This is a genomic window from Holdemania sp. 1001095H_141210_F2, assembly GCF_015558105.1.
In the GTDB taxonomy this organism is placed as follows: Bacteria; Bacillota_I; Bacilli_A; order Erysipelotrichales; family Erysipelotrichaceae; genus Holdemania.
On the sequence record NZ_JADNPO010000034.1, the window covers coordinates 1 to 23,537 of the forward strand.

A 23,537-nucleotide genomic window follows, 5' to 3' on the forward strand; every position below is an offset into this window, starting at 1 on the left:
GAGAATGAGCAGTGATCCGGCAATGCGGGATGCGGCGTTTGAGCATAACCGGCGGTTGATGGACATGGCGCAGCTGCGCTATGAGGGCAAACGGGAAGGCTTGGCAGAAGGCATTGAGAAAGGCATCAAACAAGGCATTGAACAAGGTGTCGAACAAGGCATCGAAAAGCAACGATTAGAAACCGCAAGGGAAATGTTGAGAAATCATTGTAATGATCAGCTTATCCAGCTTTGCACCAAGATCAGTCTTCAACAACTGGAGCAGTTAAAGAAAGAAATCGTTTCCGGTTTCAATCAAACCGAGGACGATTCGGAGAAATCCCATCGGACAAGCGACTAAAAAGAGGAAGCTGATCCAAATGAAGTTTAATGAGTAGTATGATCTAAATCCTTGATCGGGCAGGAAATCTTTAAGGAGGCAGACAGCGTAATGAAGCGAATGAGCAGTAATCCGGCAATGCGGGATGCGGCGTTTGAGCATAACCGCCGGTTGATGGATATGGCGCAGCTGCGCTATGAGGGCAAGCAGGAAGGCTTGGCAGAAGGCATTGAGAAAGGCATCAAACAAGGCATTGAACAAGGCATTGAGCGAGGTATTGAGAAAGGCATAGAACAAGGCATCGAAAAGCAACGATTAGAAACCGCAAGGGAAATGTTGAGAAATCATTGTAATGATCAGCTCATCCAGCTTTGCACCAAGATCAGTCTTCAACAACTGGAACAGTTAAAAATAGAAGAACGCCCGAAACTAAACCAAGCCATGACAGAATCACAATTCCAGTCAGCGGATAACACGATAGCAGGAGAATAACCTAACTTTCTGCCAAAACTCATCCGGCAACAGATGTCTTTGATAGTGTTCTGAATTACATAAGAATTTCAACGAAACAAGCAGAAATTTACCCTCACTCCTTTATAGGTGAAGGAAGAAATCATCAAAAAAACAAACTTAACAATCCAGTACGAAGAAAAACTGATTCTCCTGGATAGAAAATCCTATAACACGTCGATATCCGAGGCATCTGTACTCTGTAAAATGCTCTGCATGAACAAAACAAATACTTTGCGACCTCGAAGTTCGGATCTAAGCATTGTCCAAAGCAAAAAAGATTCCGGTATTGGATATTCTCCAAGTCCGGAATCTTTTTTAACGACACTGATATAAATTCGCCAGAATGTCGACACACCGCTCGATGCCAAGCTCGCCGCTGTCCAGCGCAACATGGAAATTCTCAGCCAGTCCCCAGGTCTGGCCTGTGTAAAACTCATAATAAACTGCACGACGCTTATCCTTATCCCGAATCCGCTTTTCAATTTCGACATTCGTTTCGCCATACACCTCGACAATCCGTTTCGCCCGTTTTTCTTTTTTTGCGTGGATAAACGCTGTCAGACAATCCGCATGATCCTTAAGAATCACATCCGCACATCGGCCGACGATCACGCAGGATTCCTTTTCTGCCAATTCCAGGATAATCTTTCGCTGCAGCTGCCACAGCTGATCCTGGATTGAAGCCCCCATGAACTGCCCCTCCGATAACGCGAATGCCCAGTGACTGCTGTAAGGCGACGCCTCCTGCTGCTTCGCCACCATCTCCGGCGTAAAACCACTGGCCTGCGCCAGTTTTTCAATCAGTTCCTGATCATAGCACGGAATCCCCAGCCGGGCTGCCAGCTGTTTTCCCACGGTCCGTCCTCCGCTGCCGAATTGACGGCTGATTGTTACAATTCTGTTGTTTGTCATCCTCGAACTCCTCCTTTTCCAGTATTCGCTTCTATCATCACGGCAATAACGCCGGCCAGATAACGATCCAACGATTCCTTTTACAGGCCCGTAATATTTTGCTTAAGCTGAAAGAATCAAAGCGAGAAACAAGACCCCCCCCCGATAAAGATATACTCTGATCTTATTTTAATCAAGAAGCTGACAAGTCTTTCCTTTACTTCTATTATACTCCGTAATTGAAATCCAGCCAGCCGGCATTCTCTTAAAAAACAAATCATCAATGGCAGACAATAGGACAAGATTGACGTCCCCGGCAGAAACAAACATTTTAGAATGAATAGTATAACGACGCCCAGCTCTGATCGCGAACTGACTTTTTTATAAGCGGTCATTCATCACAAAAACAAGCAACGAACAGCGGCTGATGTTATACCAATACTGTTCGTTGCGAAGTTTTCAGTCATGGTCCGGCTTTGATCTCACTGCGTTTCCTTTTCAGGCTTTGATCTCACTGCGTTTCCTTTTCAGGCTTTGATCTTTTACAATTTAACCAGTGTCAATTTTTTATTCAATATTCTATCCAGCGTGCGAATTATTCGCTTTCATGCTTTACGATCTTCTGGTTCAGATCGTTAAAAAATTTGAACAAAAACGGAAAACAGACGACAAACGTCAGCACGTCGGCCAACGGCTGCGTCAATTCAACGCCGCGCAGCTGCCACAGCTGAGGCAAAATGAGGATCAGCGGCAGAAAGAATACACCCTGACGGCAGGCGGACAAAAACGTCGCCTCCGCCGGCTTGCCGATCGACTGGAACGTCATGTTGGCAATGACGCCCAGCGGCTGGATAAACAACGCCAGACACTGCGCCCGCATTGCATACGTCCCGATTTCCAGCACCTGAGCGTCAGCCTTGGTAAACAGCTGGATCACCTGCGGCGCAAATATGAAGCCGGCAACCGCCAGAATGCCCATCATCACAAAGCTGACGATCGTGGTAAACGTAAACGACTGCTTCACCCGCTTGTAGCAGCCCGCGCCGTAATTGAAACCGACAACCGGCTGATAGCCCTGACCAAAGCCGATCAAAACGGACAGGATTAACATGAACACCTTACCGACAACCGACATCGCCGCCACGGCCGCGTCCCCATAAACCGCCGCGTTGACGTTCAGCATCACCGTCGCAATGCTCGCCAAGCCCTGCCGGAAAAAAGACGGAAGACCCGTTTTGATGATCGCCGACAGGTCTTTCCACTTCCATGAGATATTTCGAAAGCTGAGATGAAGCAGACTCTTATGCGTCAGAAAACAACCCAGCAGAATCAGAAAACTGATGATCTGACTGAGAATCGTCGCGATCGCCGCCCCGGCAATCCCCAAATGGAAGGTAAAGATAAAAATCGGATCCAGCACAATATTCAACAAACCGCCAGCCGTAATGCCGACCATCGCCAGTGTCGCTTTACCTTCTGAACGCAGCACATTGTTCAGCACAAAAGAGGACGACATGATCGCTGCACCCAGCAGGATGTATTTGGCATAATCGCGGGCATACGGCAGGATCGTCTTCGTCGCACCCAACGACGCCATGAGCGGATCGATGAAAATCAGACCAAACACCGTCAGTGCCAGTCCGAATGCGATCGCCGCAAAAAAACCGGTGCTCGCAATCTTCTCCGCTTCCTCATGTTCCCGTGCTCCCAATAAACGGGAGATCAGACTGCCTGAGCCGATGCCCAGCGTGAAGCCGACTGCCTGAATGATCGCCATCAGGGAAAAGACGATCCCCACTGCACCGGTCGCGCTGGTACCCAGCCGGGAGACGAAAAACGTATCCGCCATGTTGTAAATCGAGGTGATCAACATACTGATAATCGTCGGCACCGCCAACGTTGTAATCAGCTTCGGGATCGGCTGTGTTGTCATTTTCTCGACCTGACTCAACGTCGCCTGACCGCTCATGCCCGATTTTCCCCTTCCGGCGTCGTTTTCTCACCGCGCAGATTATCCGTCATCCGCTGGATGTAGCCGATAAACTGCTCGCGTTCCTCCACGCTGAAACCTTTCAGGGCCAGCGCTTCGACTTCCGCGTGAATTTCGCTCATTCTGGCATGCTGCTGTGCGCCGAACTGCGTGATCTGCACCTGAATGCTGCGGCGGTCCTTGTCGCTGCGCACCCTTTCGATCATCCCGGCCTGTTCCATCAAATCCAGAATTTTAGACACTGTCGCCGGTTCGATATCGCAGGCCCGCGCCAGTTCCACCTGCGTTTGCGAGCCGCGCGTTAACAGATGCAGGATTTTCGGTTGTCCCATTGATATGCCCTGGTCGGCCATGCGCGGGCGAATCTGCGCCGTCTGCGCGCGGTAAGCCCGGGAAAATAAAATACAAAAAGGTTTATTCATAAGTCCAACCCCTTTCATTAGGCACCTAATAGTTAGCTTCCTAATTATAGAACGATCCGCGAAGTCTGTCAAATCATCCCGTTTTAAGAGTCTGAAAGATGTTCCAAAGTCCACAATCACAGCCAACGTCAGATAACAAACCGAAGAAAAACCAGGAACACCGCTTGATATCCCAAACCCCGACGGCTGATTCCTGGTTTCTTATTTATATTTGTTCTCCGCTTACAGACATTCCATCAGCTGGCGCGTCAGCTGCTGCTTCAGCTCTTTATCCGCAAACGCCGCGCGCACGCTGTTGAGATTCAGATGAATCAAATCCTCCCGAGTCAGCCCCAGATACCGCACCGCTTTATCATATTCCTGATCCAGCGTCGTATCGCTGATCGTCATGTTATCGGTGTTCAGCGTCACAACCGCGCCGTGTTCCATCAACGGCTTCAGCGCATGATCACTGTAGGAAAGCTGATTGCGGCACTGCACGTTGCTCGTCAGGCACATTTCCAGCGGAATTTTCTTGTCGATCACTTCCTGCATTACTGCGCTGTCCTCCAGACAATGACCGCCATGCCCGATCCGACTGGCCCCCAGGTCCAGCGCCGCCTTGACTGAAGCGGCCGGACCGCTTTCTCCGGCATGGATCGTAAACGGAATGCCATATTCCTTCGCCAGTTCAAAACAATCGCGGTAGCCTTCCATCGGCGTGATGCCTTCCGCACCAGCCAGATCCACCGCGACGACGCCCTTACCCTTAAAGTCCCGAGCCGTCCGGATCGTTTCCAGATTGGCTTCATGATTGAGCGATGGTTCGCCCAGCGTCATCATGCACAAAATCAAACCGGCCTTGATCTGCGGATGCTCGCACATTGCGATCCGCATGCCCTTGATCACTGCTTTGACCGCCTGATGCTGCGTCAATCCCTTCTGCGTATGAAACTGCGGTGCAAATCGCAATTCCACATATGCCAACCCCTGCAGAGCCAGCGTCTTGATCAGCTCACGGGTACAGAGCACCAACGCTTCTTCATCCTGCAGAATCGCGATCGGCAGCTCAAAGCGTGCCAGAAACTCGTTCAGACTGCCGTTGTCGCGGCCGACGACAATCCGCTCACGGAATTGTTCCAGCGTGCAGTCCGGGGTGATCAGCTGGCGGTCCTGAGCTAAGGCATAGGCCAGCTTTAACGGCAGCGAGCCGTCTAAATGGACGTGTAAATCAATCTTCGGGAATGAATATTCCATGGTAAAACCCCCATTCTGTTTCTCTTTATTGTTTGTTTACCTCTGTTTATCCCGATGCCGCATTCATCCTTAAAGCGGATGGCTTCTGCCTGAACAGGATAAACCTGCTTTTATTGAAATTAAGGTTACGCCGTTTAACCGGCTTTGTCAATCGAAACTCTCGTTGCGTTCATGAATCCGGTTGGTTTCAAACAAACGCCGGATCATCTGCGGATCCTCGCTTTGTCCCAACACCCACATCAGCTTGGTGACCGCCGCCTCGCTGGTCATATCCTTGCCTTCCAGCACGCCGTAGCGCAGCGCCTTCTGCCCGACCTCATAGACGCTGAAATCACTTTGTTCATACAGACACTGGCTGCACACAACGACCGTGATGCCGGCCTGGGTCATCTCCTGCAGCTTCGCCGTCAGATCCCGCCGGATAAACGACAGCCCGCCGATGCCGAAGGCTTCGATCACCACGCCGCGGCAGGCCATCTGGATCAACGCGTCGAACAGCTTCGGATTCATGCCCGGGATCAGCTTGATCAGCACGACTTCCTTGCACAGCTGGCTGCGCAGCTGAAACGGACCGTCGATATGCGGAAGCAACCCGGCCCGGATATTCAATCCCCGGCTGTCAATCCAGCCGACCGGTTTGACGTTGACACTTTCAAACGCCTGGAAATTGGTCGTACGGACTTTCACCGCGCGGGTCCCTAATAAAATCTGCCGGTTAAACGCCACGAAAACTCCGGCATGACCGCTCGCCGCCATCGCCAGCGCCGTCCGGATATTCTCCAGACCATCGCTTAAGGGGTCTGCCAGAGGCAGCTGAGAACCCGTCAGCACAACCGGCAGCGTAACATTTTCCAACATGAAGCTCAAGGCGGAAGCGGTATAGGCCATCGTATCGGTGCCATGGGTCAAAATCACGCCCTCGGCCCAGCCCTCTTCAATCAGCTCAGCCACTTTTTCCGCAATCCGCTGCCATTCTTCCGGCTGAATATTGGAGCTGTCCAGCGTGAATAAATCCCACGTTCTGATTTCATATTGATCGATCAATGTGCCTAATAACCGGCGTAATCCCCCGGCGTCCAGCTGCGGCGTCAGCCCTTCCTCCTGTTGGGCGCAGGCAATCGTACCGCCGGTGGTCAGCCATGCGATTCTTTTTCGAGCAGAATTCATAATCTTAAGCCCCTCTTTCTTCGTATCCTTTTTCCCCATGTACTCCCATTTATAAGTAACGGTCGTCGCCTATCCGAAAACCGCCCCGAAAATTGTACACGTCCTGTTCAGACATCCAGTGTTTTAAATCGGCGTTCGCCTGAATCAAATGGAGACCGCTTAGACAAAGAAGGGGATTATACTCCAAAATCAGGAACTTCTCCCCTGTCATCTTCATCTTCTGCGAGCGTTTTCTCTGTTTGAATTTCAACCGCTGTCTCATTAATCTCCAGAAAGCCTTTAGCTTCCCGTTATAGTCTGGAATTCCATAATTCTCCTATCTGCGCCGTTTCGATTCACTGCTTTGGCTGCAAGGACTCGATATCCGCGGCGGATCAGATCGGATTGGGCAGCCTTTCCCCCTGTTTTATTCTCTGCGACGCAAGCAGTTCTGCCGCCATTTCTCCCCTGCCAATCTGTTTTTGAACAGGCTCTTCGATCATTTCTGATGATTTCCCCGATTTTATTTTAATTCTGCCTAACATTTCAATTCGGACTTGTTTCCATTATATCCTTCTTTATTTTAGCTTGGATCTTGTTCTTTATCAACTTCATCCGACATGCCGGACAGAGAAAAACGAATTGGAAAACAGAAAAGAAAAGTTAGCTTAAAACCGGTAATGACGTTATAATAAGATTAAGAAGAAGTGTCTGTCAAAAGTTTCATTACTATGGAAAAGAAGAAAATTAAGAGCACATTCAGAAAAGAGGGGTTATCATGAAACGAAAACAAATCCTGCTGCTCGGCGGACTTTATTTCATCCTTTGCCTGCTTGTCCAGATTGTCTTATTATGGGGATTTCATAAACGGTGGGACATGCTCTGGCTGATCGGATTGGCATTGATCGTTTTTGCCTATGCCGGGGCAAGCCACATTTCGATGGATTTTCTTCAAGGCTCTGCCTATCAGCTTACGCGGCGGTCTCATGAAAGAATGCAACAGAATGATTTTGTCTCCGTTCCTTTCCTTCCATACCTTTTCGCAGCGTTGCCGCTGGCAATCAATCTGGTGATCGCTTACCAGTTTTTCCATTAAGCTCAATTCAGTATTTATTCGCTGCTCTCTTTTTCATACCTGGCAAGCCACAGCATAAAAAATAATCAATGCGCAAAGAAACAGCCTGCCGATCCGGCTGTTTTTCTTTATGCCGTTTTTTTTTGCAAGCGTGAATGGGCATTGCTTTTTTGATTCTCGGATCAATGATCCTGTTCAATTTATACACCGGTCACCCGGTTACATTCTCTGAATTGAAGTGAATTCACCCGATTTTCCAATCATCTTTCTTAAGCGCCGCACAGTTTTTACCGGAGCTGTTTTCCGTTTATCTTGGTTGGAGTTTTCTTTAAAAAAATGTTATTTTAAAATTGAAAGTTCAGCATCACGAAAAGGGGGACAGTTCCATGGAACCGGAAATGAAACGATTATTCGCGTTGTTAAAAACCGACCAGCCGATCACTTCCGCTCAGCTTGCCGCCGCAATGCATCTCAGTGAAAAAACCGTGCGCTCGCGGTTAAAGCTTCTGGCGGAAGTCCTGGATGAACACGGCGCGCAGCTGATCGCCAAACCCGGCATCGGATATCAGCTCAGGATTACAAATGACGACGCTTTGCATCGCTGGCTGAAGGAAACGCCGCAAACGCACATTCCTTCCACCTTCGCCCAACGGGTAGATTTTCTATTAGGGTATCTGTTATATCATCCGGACTATGTCAAGTTGGAGGAACTGAGCCAGATGATCTACGTTTCGCGCAATACGGTCACCGCCGATCTGAAACAGGTGGAAGCAATTCTGAATCTGTATCATCTGACGATCAGCCGCCGTCCGAATTATGGAATCCGTGTTGAAGGCAGCGAGTTCAACCGCCGGCTGTGCATCGCCAACTGCCTGTATAAAAACAACATGAGCTTCACAAGCCCGCCCCAGAAAGCAGACGGCCAGATCCTCTTTGAAATTCTCAGCGCAGTCTTCCGCGTCCATCACATCCGAATCTCGGAAACTTCCTTTGAGAATTTGATCGTCCACCTGGTCATTGCCAATCAACGGATCCGCAGTCATCAGCCAATGATCTACTCCAACAGCGCGCGCTCAGAAATGCGTCAGTTAGTCGGCGAACAAATTCTGCAGACGGCGAAAGCGGTGTGCGAGGCGATCCGAAAGCAGCTGGGCGTGACGTATTCGGAAGACGAACAGCTGTATATCGCGCTGCATATCAGCGGCAAAGCCAGCTCGGATTCACAGGGGAAATACGGAAGCAATCTCGTCATCAGCGCACAGATCGACGAACTTGTCTTAAAGATGCTCAACGCCGTTTACGAAGGCATGCTTCTTGATTTCCGCGATAATCTGGAACTGCGCGTTTCCCTCAACCAGCACATGGTGCCGCTGGATATCCGCATGCGCTACAACATCCCGCTGAAAAATCCGATCCTCGCTCAAATCCAGCGGCAATACGCGTTCGCCTATACCGTTGCGGTCTGCGCCTGCTCTGTGCTGTCGAGCCATTATGGCAAAGCGATGCCGGAGGATGAAATCGCCTATCTGGCCGTGCTGTTCGCTTTGGCGATGGAACAGCGCGACCGGCCCTCACGCCGCTATAACATCGTGGTTGTGTGCGTGTCCGGGCGGGGGACCTCGCAGCTGTTTCTTTACAATTATAAACGAGCCTTCGGCAAGTACATCAACCGGATCGTCGAAGCCACGGTCTTCGATCTGGAAGAGCTGGATTTCAAAGGCTTGCAGATCGACTTTGTTTTCACGACTGTGCCGCTCAATATTTCCCTGCCGGTACCGGTCTACGAAGTTTCTCTGCTGTTAAGCGATAAGGAAATCAACAGCTGCCAGAAAATCTTTGAAAAGAGCGACGATCGTTTCCTCTATCGTTATTTTGACAGCCGGCTGTTTCTGCCCTGCGTGAAAGCGCAGACCAAAGAACAGGCGCTGACGGCGATCTGTCAGGCGGTCAATCGTTATCGGTCCGTACCAGATAATTTTTTCGAACTGGTCATGCAGCGGGAAGAAATGGGACAAACCGACTTTGGCAATCGCGTGGCGATTCCGCATCCCAGTCAGATTCTGGGCAACGGCAAGTTTGTGATGGCGGCAATCCTGGAACAGCCTGTCTTCTGGGGACATCACGACGTTCAGGTTGTCTTTCTGATCTCGCTGGCTGAACAGGATCCTGATGCGGAAGCATTTTACCGCACGATTACCAATTATCTTTCCGAAATCGAGCTGGTCGAAAAAACGGTTGCGCACCGCACCTTCAGTTGTCTGATGGACTGTCTGAAGGAAGCGTGGCGGCGATGATCTTTCAAAAAATACCGCAGCTTTCCCGGCAACATTCCGGTTGGAGTTGCTGAAAAAGTCATGCTAGACTGAATTTGTCAACCGGAAGTCCGGTCCGGCCTTCGCTGCAGAGAAGGAACGGACGGATTTGATCCCAACACGGAAAGGAGCTTAGGAAATGGAAAATGAAATGGAACTGACGATCATGCGGCTGATTACCGCGGCCGGCGACGCCCGCAGCCTGGCGATTCAGGCGATCCGCGCCGCTCGTGCCGGACACTTTGACGAAGCGGACGCGCTGATGATCGAATGCGATAAAAAAATGGTGGATGCGCACCAATGTCAAACCGGTCTGATCTTTGCGGAAACCAACGGCAGCCCGGTCCCGCTTTCCTTACTGATGATCCACGCGCAGGATCACGTGATGAATGCCATGACCGTAAAAGATCTGGCCGCGGAGATGATCGAAATGATCCGCACCGCCGCTTAAACCACAAAGAATACTGTAAGAGGAGTAAACTATGAAAAATATCGTTCTGCTTTGCGCCCAGGGCATGTCAACCGGCATGCTGATGAACAAAATGCGCGCCGCCGCGAAAGCGTCCGGCTACGAATGCACGATCAGCGCTTCGTCGGTCAGCCAGGCGAAAACCGCCGCGGAAACCGCCGACTGCATCCTGATCGGACCGCAGGTCCGCTATGAGCTGGACAACGTTCGGAAACAATGCCCGGATCTGCCGGTCGACGTCATCGACATGGTTGCCTACGGGAGGCTGGACGGCGCCAAGGTCTTAGCCGCCGCGCAAAAGCTGATGGGGGAGTAAGCCCTTCTGAATCAATAGAGGAGAAAACAATGAGTAAACTGGATAAAATCACTGAGAAAGCTATGAAATTTGCACAGCTGCGCTATGTGAAAATCATCATGAACGCCTTCATGGGCATCGCCGCCTTCTCCATCGGCGCGTCGCTCTTTTCCCTGGTCAAATCGATTCCGATCGGCCCCTGGCAGACCTTTCTGACAACCAGCGGGTTCGGCAACATCCTTTCGATTCCGATCAACATGGTCTCCAATCTCTACGCCATCATGGTCGTCCTGTGCGTCGGCTACGAAACGGCGAAATCATTCGGTCAGCGGCCGCTGCCGGCAGCGATGGTCGCATTCGGCTCGTTCATGATCGTCACGCCGTTTGAAGCGGCGGTCAGCCTGGTCAACGAAGCCGGAGAAACAATCACCGGTCTTGCCAGCAACGTTCTTTCTTTAAGCGTCCTGGGTTCGCAGGGAATCTTCGTCGCGATGATCTGCGGCCTGATCGGCGCGCGGCTTTACGTCTTCCTGTTAGAGAAAAACATCAAGATCAAAATGCCGGATTCCATCCCGCCTTCCGTCGCCGGCATGTTTGAAACGATGATTCCGGCCGGACTAGTCTTCATTCTGTTTATGGCGGTCCGCATGGGCTTTGCGCAGACGGCTTACGGCACGATGCAGAGCTTTATCTACACGATGCTGCAGAAACCGCTGATGGGGATCGGCGCCAATCCGATCGGCGCGGCCTTGTATCTGATGTCCGGCAAGCTGTTGTGGATGTTCGGCATCCATGGCGATATGCTGACCTACGCGACGCTGGGCTCGATTCGTTCCGCGGCAACGCAGGCGAACATGGCGGCCTTTGCGGCCGGGGAAGCGGCTCCATATCTGGAATGGGCAATGCTGACGCCGATCACCAACGTCGGGATTCTCGGTCTGACGATCCTGCTGCTGTTCTCGAAAGCGAAGCAATACAAGAGTCTGGGCCAGCTGTCCATCGCAACTTCGATCTTCAACATTACCGAACCGGTAATGTTCGGGTTCCCGATCATCCTGAATCCGATCATGGCATTGCCCTGCGTCCTGTGCCCGGGAATCTGCGTCATGTTGACGTCAATGGTCATGCGGATGGGCCTGGTCGCACCGATGACCGGCGTCGCGCTGTCCAACGTCATCCCGACCCCGATCTATTTCTGGATGGCGACCAATTCGATTTCCGGGTTGATCTGGGGATTGATTCTGGTGGCGGTTTCCGTCGCAATCTTCTTTCCGTTCTTCAAAATCGCGGAAAAGGCGGCGATGAAGGAAGAACAGGCGGAAAGTGAGACCGAAGCCATCACCGTTTCCAAATAGCTGACAAACCAAGGATGTGGCGACGCATCCTTTTTAAAAAGAAAAGGAAGGTAAAGAATATGACTGGATTTCCCGAAGATTTCTTATGGGGCGGCGCGACGGCGGCGAACCAATGCGAGGGCGCGTGGAACGAGGATGGCAAGGGCATCAGCATCGCTGACGTTCTGACTTGCGGCGGACTGGCTAAACACACGGCGGCGCTGCCCGATGTGCCGGAAGAAATGAAAAAACACATTGCGAAGATGCGCGGCGTGACCTACCGCAGCGGCGATCAGGAAGGCGCGGCGATAGCGTTTAAAATGAATACTTATCCCGAGGAAGGAATCCCGGCATTGCTTGAAGAGGAATACTATCCGAATCATCAGGCGATTGACCATTATCATCGTTACAAAGAAGATCTGGCGCTGTTTGCCAAAATGGGCTTCAAATGTTACCGGATGTCGATCGCGTGGACGCGGATTTATCCCCAGGGCGAGGAGACCGAACCCAACGAGGCCGGCCTGCGGTTTTATGACAACGTCTTCGACGAGTGTCTGAAGTACGGCATCGAACCGATCGTCACGCTTTCGCATTATGAAATGCCACTGGCGCTGACATTAAAATACAACGGCTTCGCCGATCGGCGGGTGATCGACTGTTACATCCGTTACGTGAAAACCGTGTTTGAGCGATACCAGCATAAAGTCAAATACTGGCTGACGTTCAACGAGCTGAATTCTGTCGTTCACAGCGGTTTTATCAATGCCGGCGTCTTCTCAAAGGATCGCCGTCTCATCGAAGCGGCCAGCTATCACCAGCTGCTGGCCAGCGCGCAGGTTGTCCGTTTCGCACACGATCACTATCCGCAGTTTCAAATGGGCTGCATGATCGGCGTGTCTCCGGCCTATCCTTATTCCTGCAAGCCGGAGGACAACCTGGCTGCACTGAAACAAAACCAGCAGCGCGATACTTACTATCCGGACGTCCAGATGCGCGGCTTCCTGCCGGAATACAAGCTCATCCAGCTGCAGCAGGAAGGTATCCGTCTGCCGATCCAGCCGGGCGACGCGGAAATTTTAAGCGGAGGCTGCTGCGACTTCATGGCCTTCAGCTATTACCAGACCAGCGTCGCGGCTGCTCAGGATGAAGCGATGCAGCGCACTGCCGGCAACATGGGCAGCTTTATCTTCAACCCGAATTTGAAAAAGAGCGAATGGGGCTGGCAGATCGATCCGATCGGACTGCGCTACACGCTGAATCTGTTTTATGACCGCTATCACAAGCCGTTGTTTATTGCGGAGAACGGACTGGGTGCGGCGGACGTGCTGAATGCCGATCATACGGTTCATGATCCTTACCGCATCGACTATTTACGCCAGCACATCCAGGCGATCAAGGATGCGATTGTCCTGGACGGCGTCCAGGTTTTCGGCTACACTCCATGGGGCTGCATTGATCTGATCAGCTGTTCCACCGGCCAGATTTCCAAGCGTTACGGCTTCATCTATGTCGATGTCGACGACGCGGGTCAGGGCACGCTCAACCGCTATGAAAAGGACTCCTTCGCCTATTACAAACGGGTGATTGAAACCAACGGCGAAATATTGTAGAACAGAAGATTCCGCAGTTTGTCTTTCGAAACTTATAAACGGAAGTTTCCGCAGCCTGTACTCAAACTTAAAACGTACTTCAACAACTGAAAAAAGTCCCGCTTTCCCCAACCAGCTTTCTTTTTTCCAGCCTTCCCCCCGTTTTTCTTATTGCCTTGATTCCTTCTTATTCCTTTTGACTTTCCTGACTTTCAACGATATCCTCAAACGTAGATCGAAGACTTCGTCAGGGCTGTTCTGCACCATCTTTAGAACCTCCCTCGTTATGGAAATCCAGAGCTTTTACCCGAACATTATGATACAATGACAGGGGTGATATGATGGATTACAAAAATAAAATTATTTATCAGATCTGGCCGCGTTCATTCCAGGATTCCAATCATGACGGAATTGGGGATCTCAAGGGCATCCTGCGCCGGCTGGATCATCTGCAGGATCTGGGGGTGGATCTGATCTGGCTCTCACCGGTGTATTGTTCCCCCAACACCGACTTTGGCTATGACATCAGCGATTATTACAATATTCATCCCGATTTTGGAACGATGGCAGATTTTGACGCACTGTTGGCAGAATGCAAGAAACGGGGCATGGGGATCGTGATGGATCTGGTCGCAAATCACACCAGCGATCAGCATCCCTGGTTTCAGGCCTGCTTAAACGATCCGAACAGTCCATACCGGGATTGTTACTACTTCCGCGAGGGCGTCAACGACAAGGAACCAAACAACTGGATCAGCATGTTCGGCGGCAGCGCATGGACAAAGGATCCGCTGAAGCCGCACAGCTGGTATCTGACCACCTTCACGCCGCATCAGTGTGATCTCAACTGGGAAAATCCGCGGGTCCGCGAAGAAATCGCCAACGTCATGCGGTTCTGGCTGGACAAAGGCGTCAGCGGCTTCCGCATGGACGTCATCAACACGATCGCCAAGCAGCCGGGATTGCCGAGCTGGCATCCGGAAAAGAAGGGTTATCAGTTTGCCAAAGAGTTCATGACCAATCTGCCGCAATCCCACGCTTACATTCAGGAACTGATCGGGAAGCTGGCAGACGATTATGATTTCATCACGATCGGCGAAGGCATGATGGCGGACAACGACGCGTGCGCGCTGTATGCCGGTGAACAACGCGGCGAGTTGAACATGATGATCATGTTTGATCTGCATCTGCAGGACTGCGGACCGTTAGGCAAATATGATTTCCGCAAGCTGTATCACTGGACGATTCCCGGCTTCAAGTCGATCATTTTCCGTTGGCAGACCGACAGCCAGAAACGAAATTACTGGGTTGCCAACTACATGAACAATCATGACCAGCCCCGCTCGATCTCCCGTTTCGGCAACGACAGGCAATACCGTGTCGAAAGCGCGAAGGCGTTCGCTTTGATGAACCTGACGTTAAGAGGAACACCGTTGGTATATCAGGGCGAGGAGATCGGCATGACCAACTGTCATCTGGAACAGGATGAATGGCGGGATTATGAAGCGATCAACATTTACAGCACCTTGCAGACGATGATGCATCTGCCGAAGTTCATCGCCAAAAAGGTCGTGCAGCGCATGACCCGCGATCACGCCCGCACGCCGGTGCAGTGGGATGACAGTGAATATGCCGGCTTCAGCGATCATCAGCCGTGGATCAGAGTGAATCCCAATTATAAGCAGATCAACCTGAAATCTGATCTGGTTTCAGAGACGAGCATCAATCGCTGGTATAAACAGGTTATCGCTCTGCGCAAAGCGTATTCAGCCTTCAACACCGGAGCGATGAAACCGGTTTTGATTCATCACAAACAAATTCTTGCTTATCAACGTTCTGACGAACAGGCAGAATTTTTGATTCTGATCAACCTCAGCGGCTATCCGGCCCGCTTTGACCTCAAGACGGAAGGCCGGATTCTGATGGATTCCTACGCCGATCCTCAGCCACGGCTATTGCGGCCTTATGAGGCAAGACTGATCCAGATCCGTTAAGCTTGAAAAGATCCCGCACCGTAAGCTCCCGCGCATAAAATTGCGCGGAAACTGATCGCAGCGGAAAGTGCGGAAAGGCAGAAACAGAAAAAAAGACGGAAACGAAAGTGAACCGCTCCGAATAAAAGATCCAGAGAAGAAGCGTTCATTTTAATCGCCGTCTTTTTCTTTTTGCTTGATTTCAACAGATCAGATTGTCTGTTCTAGCTGGAATTCTCCGCGATTATGCGGCTGTCTGTTCCAGCGCCCAGCGCCGCACATCGTCCATGGAATCAACGATTGCGTAGGCTTCCCGGCCGCGGAATTGTTCCAGACAAGCGGTATCGGGAACCGCGAACACCCGCACGCCCGCGGCATAGCCCGCCTTGACGCCGTTGGCGGAGTCTTCCACGATAATGCATTCCTCTGGCCGCAGCCCTTCCATCTCCATCATCTTGTTATACAGATCCGGATGCGGCTTGCGCCGGCCGGCTTCATCGCCGAAAATCCCGTTGTCATAACAGCCGGTCAATCCTGCTTTTTCCAACAGATACAACGCATATTCGCGCGGTGTCGAGGAAACGATCAGACGCCGGATGCCGTTTTCTTTTAATGCCGCCAGAATTTCCTTCACTCCCGGCCGCAGCGGCATGCCGTTAGCCTCAATCCAGGCGTCCGTCATCTGTTTCTTCTCCTGCCACATCGCTTCGTACACTTCCATCGGCGGAAGCAGATGCCCGAATCGTTCAAAGTTCTCCTGCTGCGAACCGCCCATCATGTTTGTCATGACGGAAACGTCGAAGACGTGCCCCCGCGCTTCGTTCACCTTTTCCCACATCGACAAGCTCAGCCGCTCACTGTCGATCAAAACCCCATCCATGTCAAACATCACCGCTTTTAACTTTGTCATTCTATCCCTCCATGATTTCCCGGACTACCTGCGCCGCAGCCCGGACGTCGCTTTCCATGATACCATAATGTGTGACAAAGCGGAACAGTCCATGATCGTCCGGATTCGTTAAAATTCCTTTTTCTTTCAATTTGTTCAGAAAATCCTCCGGGGTCCGCCTTTCACGATCGACTTTAAAGAACACCATATTGACCTGAATCCGTTCCGTTTTCACGGAAATTCCATCAATCGCCGCTAATAATTCTCCTAACAGCTTCGCGTGGGCATGATCCTCCGCCAATCGCTCTGTCATCGAATCCAGGGCCACCAGTCCGGCCGCAGCCAGAATTCCAGCCTGCCGCAGCCCGCCGCCCAGCAGTTTGCGGTTGCGCCGCGCTCTTTCAATGAAGGCCTGATCCCCGGTTAAAACCGATCCGACCGGCGCCGCCAGTCCTTTGGACAGGCAGAATGTCACTGTATCCGCGCAGTCCGCAATCCTTTGAACAGAGCAGCCGCTGGCTAAAGCGGCGTTTAAGACCCGCGCACCGTCCAGATGAACGCGCAGTCCCAGCGCTTTGGCGGCGGCATAGGCAGAACGCAGAACCGGCAGCGGTACAACCCCGCCGTTTGACAGCGCGTTTTCCAGACAAACTAAGCGTGTTCGCGGCTCATGGATATCTTCGCTGTGTACGGCATTGCGTATTGCATCCGCTTCAATCCAATCCTGCGGATGATCGAGCGGATGCACCATCACCTGAGCGATCTGCGCCGCTCCGCCGACTTCATGCGTAACGATGTGGCTGTGCCGGCCGGCAATGATTTCATCGCCTCGTTCTGTCTGGCTCATGAGGGCCAGCAGGTTGCCCAAAGTGCCGCTGCTGACAAACAGACCGGCTTCCTTTCCCATAAGCGCGGCAGCCCGCTGTTCCAGCTTTTGGACCGTCGGGTCATCCCTGTACACATCATCCCCGACGACCGCTTCCGCCATTGCCCGGCGCATCGCCGGCGAAGGCTGCGTGACGGTATCGCTGCGTAAATCAATCATGACTTTCCCTCTTTTCTAAGCGAAAGGCTCCCGCGGCAAGTCCGACAAGGAGCCTTTTCCTTTATTTTTACCCCGCAGTGTTCTACCCGCGGACTTTGCGTCAAGCTTCTTTCTTAAACCATCGGTGCGAACATCGGCAGCCCTTCCAGGAAGGCCAGCACGAAGCCCAGCAAGAACAACAGCAGCATGACGGTCGTGGTCTTCTTACCCTTGCGGATCAGTGCGAAGCAGCCGAAGGCCAGCAATAACGGCAGCAGCTTCGGGGCGATTTCATCAAAGATCGACTGGATCGCCAAGGTCTGATGGTTGCCCATGTTCAACGTGATCGTCGTGGTAAAGTTGATCATCGTCGCGATCATGCAGCCGACAACCGTAGCGCCTAGCATTTTCGCCGCCATCGAGAAGGTTTCCAGCATGCCGCCTTCCGTTGCATTTTCCATAAACGACAAGCCCTGCTCATAGCCGACCTGCAGACCTTTATACCGTACAAACCAATGCGGAATGTTGTGAATCAGAAGGAACAAAATCGGACCGAGGATGTTGCCCTGCATGCAGAAGGAAATCCCGACGCCCAGGCCGATCGTTCTGAGCGTACCCCAGAAAATCGAATCGCCGATGCCGGAGAGCGGTCCCATCAGCGCGGTCTTGATGGCGTTGATCGAAGAGGCGTCGAAGTCCGGATTGGAGGCCGCCTCTTCTTCCATCGCGACGGCGATGCCCTGAACGAACGTCGTGCACTGCGGCGTGATGTTGTAGAAAACTAAGTGCCGTTTCATCGCTTCCTTAAAGCCTTCCGGATCATCCTTGTAAATCCGGCGCAGATGCGGAATCATCGCGTAGCCGAAGCCCAAACCCTGCTGACGTTCATAATTGAAGCAGCCCTGCAGGCAGCAGGAACGCCAGAAACCGCTCATGAATTCTTTCTTTTCCATTTTTCCAGTTGTCATCGTGGCTTCCCCCTTTACTCGTTAGCCTTTCTCTGAACCATATTATAATAAACCACAGCGATCACAGCGCCCAAGCCCGCGACGCCCAGGGAACTGACGCCCAAAAACGCGGCTAAGATGAAGCCCAGGAAGATAAACGGCGTCGCGTCCTTATCCATGATGTAATTCATCAATAAAGCGATACCTAAGGCCGGCAGCACGCTGGAAGCCTTGGTCAGTCCGTTCATCACAACTTCCGGAATGAAGTTGATAATCGTTTCCACCGCGCCGGAGCCGAAGTACAGCGCTAAGAACATCGGAACAAAATAGATGATGGCAAAGACGACAACGCCCAGCCAGTAATACCGTTCAATCGCCTTGAAGTCGCCGCGCTCCGCCGCCGCGTCGCACTTTGGATTCCAGATGTTGTTGATGATCCGCGGGATGATGCCGCAGGGCTGGAATAACAGTGCGATCGGCATGGACAGCGCAATCGCGGAATCCGCCGAAAGATGCGACATGATCGCGAAGGCCACCGCCAGAATCGTGCCGGCGGAGGAGTTTGGCAGCGAGGTGACGCCGATGCCGACAAACCCCATGAAGATCAGCTGTAAGGTCGCGCCCATGACTAAACCCGTCTGGACGTCGCCGCAGATCAGACCGACTAACGTGGCTTCCACGATCGGTGTGTTCAATAAATTCTGACCCAGAATCCGGCCGTCGAGAATACTCAGGACATGCACCATGGATACCAGGATACACTGGATTAAAAACATAATTTTTCCCCTTTCCGAGTGTTTTTACTTTTTATTTTTTTCAAATATGGAATGAATTTCAGACAGCGGGATCTTCGGCTTTGACGGGGCTTCCTGAATGTAAACCGTTCCGCCTTGCCTGGCGATCGCATCCAGATGCCGCAGATCGTCCTCGACTAAGAAGACCTGATTGGAAATCGAGGTGCGTCCCTCTGCGAACCGGATCCCCCCTAAATCGACTTCCTTAATTTCCGCCGCCCCGGCGCACAGCGTTGCCGCGTCTTCGCAGCTGCCGCAGATCAATAAGATTTTACGCTTGGCATGGGCGGCGTTGTTGAGATAGTCCACCGCTTTGGCTACGGTCAGCACCTCCATTTTGGAGCCGGCCGGCTTCCCGACGGTTAAGGACATCTTAAGCATGGCGTTGGTAGCGTGCTTGTCGTTGGCGATGACAATCGTGTCCGCGCCGGTCGCATTGACCCAATAGACAGCGACCTGCCCGTGGATCAAACGATCATCAATTCTGAGAAGTTTAATCATGGAAACATCTCCCTTTCTTTTTTATTCCTCATTGCTGTCCAGCTGGTCATTGATGAACAGTAATGTTTGGCGACTGGCTTCAACCGCTTCCCGCAGGATCGTGCTGACATCGTCTTCCATCGGATTCAGCGCCACCTCCAGCAACAGGCCCAAATTCAAGCCTGTCACAATGTAGAGGTTGGCGTAGTCTTCCAGAAATGGAATCGCGATCTGCGTCGTGCTGCCAACGGGGATATCCGTCATCAGAATGACCGGATCCTCCGCCGGGAAGCGCTCAAGAACCTGACGAACCCGGCTGTGCATCGTGTCCGGCGAATCCTGGGCTTCCATGCAGAGCAGCGTCAGCGGATTGTCTGAGCCGGAAATGACCTGCAGAGCAGAAGCGAAGCCTTCGCACAAATGGCCATGAGTCAGTAAAACGACATGTTTCATATTCGATCCCTCCTGGTAAGCGCTATCATTTTTGTAAACTTAATATAGCATAATCAATTTATATTGTCTATATATTTATAGCATTTCATAGAATTTCATTTTATATTTTCTTAGATATTTAAAATCATTAACAATATATAAATCTGTCAATTTTGGCTGTAACAATAGGTACACTTTTATTGACAAGCTGCTTTTTCCCATCCTATAATCAAGTTAAAGGACAAATCCGCATGATTTTCAAAGAAATCCCGGCTTTATAGAACAGTCAAAATAAGTGTGCTTTTTGCGTCGGAAAACCGCTCTCTTTCCACTTTTCCAAACAAAAAAAGCAGTGATTTTCATCACTGCCGCAGCGAAAGATTTTCCCGTTGTTATTGTCCCAGCGAAATCTCGATGACTTTGCCGAACTGGCCGCCGGCTACGATCTTCGCGGTCTTTTGCGTGTTGTTGTAAACGACAGACCACTGGGTTGCGGTCAGCGCGCCGGTTTCCTCGTTCACCTTATTCTGACTGACGGCTTCCAATAAGGACATCGCTTCATTCTCCGATAAAATGCCGTTGTTTTCCTGCAGCGTATCCGCCAGAATCGCATACCGGTCCTGCCCCTTGCCAAAGCCGTAAACATCCTCGCTGATCAGAAAGTTTGTCAGCATCTGGAACTCGCCGTCTTCCTTACGGATGACGCGCAGCTGGTTGTCGATATATTCGATGACCGCACTGTCGCCTTGCGCATCGGCCATCTGGAAGTGATAGGAAGCGTTGGCCGAAGCGTGCATATCCATGTTTTCCAGCATGCCGATCGCTTCCTCGACCGTCGCCGCTTTGTCCAGCAGCCAGCGCATTGCGGACGTCGTCGTCAAGTCCAGCTTGTCCGTTTCCTGATGGGTCGGCTCCACGCCGCGGATCAGCAGCACGCCGATCGAAAAGCCCATCTCGTTCATGCCATCCATCATGACATACGGAGCGGCCAGACTCATGATCGACGACAGGAAGCTGTCCGGCCGCTTTTCCTCGTTGTAGCCCAGAACTGAGATGTTCGCGATGGAGATTGAAGCATAACCCTGATCCGGATTGGATTTGACGATCATGCTTGGAACATAGTTCAGATCGTAATTCCGGCCGAACAACCAGTCTCCATCCTCATTTTGCGCCTGAAACGTGCTGCATCCGAAATCCGGAATATTGAATTTCAGCGGCAGGCCCTTCAATAAATTCCCAGCCACATAAGAAACCAGCTCGGAATCGCTGGACGCGCCGCCGGATGCCACCAGCTGATCCAGTCCGTAATCCGCGCTGTACTCGATCTGATACATTCCGTAATCGTCCACTTTCCGGATCGAATTCAACGTCTGAATCTCTTTTCGAAACATCCATCCCAACCCGGCCGCAAGCAGAACAACCGCCGCAAGCAGACCGATCCCGACTCTTTTCAATATCTTTTTCATAACTCCTCCAAATATTTTGAATTTCAAACAGAAATGATTCTACCATTAAATTCCAGCATTTGGCAAGAGTTATTTTCATTGTAAATCGAACTACAAAATATTTTTCAGATTGGCAAGGCTTGAGCCCGATAAAAAAAGAAGCCGGGCTGCGGCTTCTGAAAAGAAAGGGAAGGATGTCTTCAGGCGTCAATTCGCCTTGGTTTTAATCGCCTGGGAAAAGCGGTAGTTATACACGGTGATCGCACTGATCCGGCAATCGTCACAGATCCGGCTGGATAAAATCTGAAACGGCATGACAAACAACATCGGCAGAAGCAGGCTGCAGGCATCGACATCAATCGTCATGACCCGCTTATCACTGTTGCCCGGATGCCGGGTGATCAGATAAACACGGTCGGTCAGCTGATGCAGACCTTCGTAAATCATCATCACGCGATCGTGCATCGTATCGTCCATGTCCAGCAGGAAAACAGCGTTGTCCTTTTTAATTTCATAGACCGGACCATGCAGGAACTCTTCCGTTTCATAGACGTTGGACGGAATCCCGATCGTTTCTTCCATTTTCAGCGCACCTTCGATCGCCGGGCCAAAGCTCGGACCGATCCCGACGGTCATCGCCCGTTTCATCGACCACAGTTCTTCCTTGTTCGCATCATACCATTGATTGATCTTTTCGTGGATCCGCGGCATTTCATGGATGATCGTTTCGATTTCCTTCATGCGTTTTTTATAGCTGTCTTTCGGATACGTCCCCTTTTTCACACCGGCTTCCAACGCAAACAAAATGAAGTAAAGCGTGGACGTCGGAACGCCGCGGCAAACAAATACATCGTCACCCGGGCCATAGGAACCGTATTCCAGCACGGTATCGCAATACCGCGTGATCGGGCTGTTTGGAACCATCGAGATCGCGACGACGTCGTTGCCGCATTCCTTTGCCTTGACGACGGCTTCAATCGTGTTGGTGCTCTTGCCGCTCTGCGACATACAGATGACCAGCGCGTTTTCATGGAACTTATAATCATATTTGGCATAGGTGACGGAGTTGATCAGATCAACCTTGACGCCCAGATAGTTCTGGATCGCATACCTCGAGCAGTTGGCGATGTTGTAGGAAGAACCGGAAGCGACCATGACGATCTTCTTGTAATCCTTCGCCAAAAACAGATCGACAAGCTTGCCGACCAGGGCGTCCTTGTTTTTGAACATTGCTTCAGCGGTCGCCGGGGTTTCCAGCACGCAGTCAACCATCCATTTTTTCATTCTCTTGTCCTCCTTGAGATTTTCCAGCGCAAACATTGTGACCAGCAAGTTTTCTGAGGAATAATGTGTATCTGTATTTATATATACATTTACAACTTCATTATATACTATTTTAAAAAGATCTCAAGAGGAGAACGAACAGTTTTACTATTTTTTTAACGCTCCGCCAGAAATCCTGTCCTGAAGGTATAGGCATATTGGCTGCTGATGTAGTAGGTTTTGATGTATTCATACGGGCGCCGCTGTTCGTCATAGGTGATATGCTCGTTTAAAAGCAAAGCGACATTGCCGACGCCGAGCAGCTTTTTCTGCGACTCGCTGGGCAGATGCGCCGACATCTTATGCAGCGCGCCGCCCCGGTAAACACCGACGGAATGGAGATATTCCGTTAATGAGCCTTCCAGCGCCTTGACGTTGATCGCCGGAACGATCTTGGCGGAAATGTAAGTATAGCTCAACGCAATCGGTTCCCCATCCCCGGTCCGCAGCCGCACGAAGTAATGGATCAGTTCATCATCCGCCAGCTCCAGATATTCCGCGACCTCCGGGACGTCCGACGCTTTATAAACCTTGTATTCGATCAGCTGCGAACCAGCTTTCATGCCGACCGAAGCCATATCGTCGGTGAAACTGCCGCCCTGACTGATGCTTTTGGTCACCATCCGCGGCAGCACGAAC

22 protein-coding genes and 1 pseudogene are annotated in these 23,537 nt (G+C 51.3%); 9 read left to right on the forward strand and 14 right to left on the reverse strand.

Going from position 1 to position 23,537, the window contains the following annotated elements; all coding sequences use genetic code 11:
• Both I2G61_RS14320 and I2G61_RS14325 read left to right on the forward strand, forming a co-directional pair.
• Window positions 1-340 (forward strand): annotated as a pseudogene (locus I2G61_RS14320) (hypothetical protein); the annotation flags it as partial.
• A gap of 90 nt (window positions 341-430) precedes the next feature.
• Window positions 431-811 (forward strand): hypothetical protein, encoded by a 381-nt coding sequence (locus I2G61_RS14325; RefSeq protein WP_195396103.1) that lies wholly within the window; start codon window positions 431-433, stop codon window positions 809-811.
• Window positions 812-1,147: 336 nt separating this feature from the next.
• Here the strand turns inward: I2G61_RS14325 and I2G61_RS14330 are convergent, their stop codons facing one another.
• The 5 genes from I2G61_RS14330 to I2G61_RS14350 form a co-directional block, all read right to left on the reverse strand.
• A complete protein-coding gene (locus tag I2G61_RS14330; protein ID WP_195396102.1) occupies window positions 1,148-1,744 on the reverse strand; it encodes an AAA family ATPase in 597 nt (198 codons plus the stop codon).
• Between the two features lie 574 nt (window positions 1,745-2,318).
• Window positions 2,319-3,692 (reverse strand): MATE family efflux transporter, encoded by a 1,374-nt coding sequence (locus tag I2G61_RS14335; RefSeq protein ID WP_195548382.1) that lies wholly within the window; start codon window positions 3,690-3,692, stop codon window positions 2,319-2,321.
• Complete coding sequence (locus I2G61_RS14340; protein WP_072684817.1) at window positions 3,689-4,135, reverse strand: MarR family winged helix-turn-helix transcriptional regulator; 447 nt, start codon at window positions 4,133-4,135, stop codon at window positions 3,689-3,691. Before I2G61_RS14340 ends, I2G61_RS14335 begins: the two co-directional genes overlap by 4 nt.
• A gap of 222 nt (window positions 4,136-4,357) precedes the next feature.
• Window positions 4,358-5,371, reverse strand: a complete 1,014-nt coding sequence (gene add / locus I2G61_RS14345; RefSeq protein WP_072684816.1) for an adenosine deaminase — start codon at window positions 5,369-5,371, stop codon at window positions 4,358-4,360.
• 147 nt (window positions 5,372-5,518) lie between these two features.
• Window positions 5,519-6,538 carry an asparaginase gene (locus tag I2G61_RS14350; RefSeq protein WP_072684815.1) on the reverse strand — a complete coding sequence of 340 codons (1,020 nt, stop codon included), beginning with the start codon at window positions 6,536-6,538 and terminating at the stop codon, window positions 5,519-5,521.
• 757 nt (window positions 6,539-7,295) lie between these two features.
• Here I2G61_RS14350 and I2G61_RS14355 point away from each other — a divergent pair.
• From I2G61_RS14355 to I2G61_RS14385, 7 genes are all read left to right on the forward strand, one after another.
• Window positions 7,296-7,613 (forward strand): hypothetical protein, encoded by a 318-nt coding sequence (locus I2G61_RS14355; protein ID WP_072684813.1) that lies wholly within the window; start codon window positions 7,296-7,298, stop codon window positions 7,611-7,613.
• A 365-nt stretch (window positions 7,614-7,978) separates the two neighbouring features.
• Window positions 7,979-9,886: a BglG family transcription antiterminator gene (locus tag I2G61_RS14360; RefSeq protein ID WP_072684812.1), complete on the forward strand. Its 1,908-nt coding sequence runs from the start codon at window positions 7,979-7,981 to the stop codon at window positions 9,884-9,886.
• A 157-nt stretch (window positions 9,887-10,043) separates the two neighbouring features.
• A complete protein-coding gene (locus I2G61_RS14365; protein ID WP_072684811.1) occupies window positions 10,044-10,355 on the forward strand; it encodes a PTS lactose/cellobiose transporter subunit IIA in 312 nt (103 codons plus the stop codon).
• Between the two features lie 31 nt (window positions 10,356-10,386).
• Complete coding sequence (locus I2G61_RS14370) at window positions 10,387-10,689, forward strand: PTS sugar transporter subunit IIB (RefSeq protein ID WP_072684810.1); 303 nt, start codon at window positions 10,387-10,389, stop codon at window positions 10,687-10,689.
• 29 nt (window positions 10,690-10,718) lie between these two features.
• Entirely contained in the window at window positions 10,719-12,023 is a 1,305-nt protein-coding gene (locus I2G61_RS14375) for a PTS sugar transporter subunit IIC (RefSeq protein WP_195548383.1), read from the forward strand.
• 59 nt (window positions 12,024-12,082) lie between these two features.
• Window positions 12,083-13,612, forward strand: coding sequence for a glycoside hydrolase family 1 protein (locus I2G61_RS14380; protein WP_195548384.1), 1,530 nt, complete (start codon window positions 12,083-12,085; stop codon window positions 13,610-13,612).
• A 320-nt stretch (window positions 13,613-13,932) separates the two neighbouring features.
• Window positions 13,933-15,585 (forward strand): alpha-glucosidase, encoded by a 1,653-nt coding sequence (locus I2G61_RS14385; RefSeq protein WP_195548385.1) that lies wholly within the window; start codon window positions 13,933-13,935, stop codon window positions 15,583-15,585.
• Window positions 15,586-15,808: 223 nt separating this feature from the next.
• Here the strand turns inward: I2G61_RS14385 and I2G61_RS14390 are convergent, their stop codons facing one another.
• The 9 genes from I2G61_RS14390 to I2G61_RS14430 all read right to left on the reverse strand — a co-directional run bounded on the left by I2G61_RS14390 (window position 15,809) and on the right by I2G61_RS14430 (window position 23,533).
• Window positions 15,809-16,474 carry an HAD family phosphatase gene (locus I2G61_RS14390; protein WP_072684806.1) on the reverse strand — a complete coding sequence of 222 codons (666 nt, stop codon included), beginning with the start codon at window positions 16,472-16,474 and terminating at the stop codon, window positions 15,809-15,811.
• Between the two features lies 1 nt (window position 16,475).
• A complete protein-coding gene (gene ltaE, locus I2G61_RS14395; RefSeq protein ID WP_072684805.1) occupies window positions 16,476-17,498 on the reverse strand; it encodes a low-specificity L-threonine aldolase in 1,023 nt (340 codons plus the stop codon).
• A gap of 113 nt (window positions 17,499-17,611) precedes the next feature.
• A complete protein-coding gene (locus I2G61_RS14400) occupies window positions 17,612-18,445 on the reverse strand; it encodes a PTS system mannose/fructose/sorbose family transporter subunit IID (protein WP_006061325.1) in 834 nt (277 codons plus the stop codon).
• A gap of 14 nt (window positions 18,446-18,459) precedes the next feature.
• A complete protein-coding gene (locus I2G61_RS14405; RefSeq protein ID WP_072684804.1) occupies window positions 18,460-19,200 on the reverse strand; it encodes a PTS sugar transporter subunit IIC in 741 nt (246 codons plus the stop codon).
• Between the two features lie 24 nt (window positions 19,201-19,224).
• Entirely contained in the window at window positions 19,225-19,719 is a 495-nt protein-coding gene (locus I2G61_RS14410; protein WP_072684803.1) for a PTS sugar transporter subunit IIB, read from the reverse strand.
• A 21-nt stretch (window positions 19,720-19,740) separates the two neighbouring features.
• Window positions 19,741-20,151 carry a PTS sugar transporter subunit IIA gene (locus I2G61_RS14415; RefSeq protein WP_072684802.1) on the reverse strand — a complete coding sequence of 137 codons (411 nt, stop codon included), beginning with the start codon at window positions 20,149-20,151 and terminating at the stop codon, window positions 19,741-19,743.
• A gap of 371 nt (window positions 20,152-20,522) precedes the next feature.
• Window positions 20,523-21,596: a linear amide C-N hydrolase gene (locus I2G61_RS14420; RefSeq protein ID WP_072684801.1), complete on the reverse strand. Its 1,074-nt coding sequence runs from the start codon at window positions 21,594-21,596 to the stop codon at window positions 20,523-20,525.
• A gap of 186 nt (window positions 21,597-21,782) precedes the next feature.
• Window positions 21,783-22,859, reverse strand: a complete 1,077-nt coding sequence (locus I2G61_RS14425) for an SIS domain-containing protein (RefSeq protein ID WP_072684800.1) — start codon at window positions 22,857-22,859, stop codon at window positions 21,783-21,785.
• 155 nt (window positions 22,860-23,014) lie between these two features.
• Entirely contained in the window at window positions 23,015-23,533 is a 519-nt protein-coding gene (locus I2G61_RS14430) for a GntR family transcriptional regulator (RefSeq protein WP_195548386.1), read from the reverse strand.
• Window positions 23,534-23,537 lie beyond the last annotated feature (4 nt).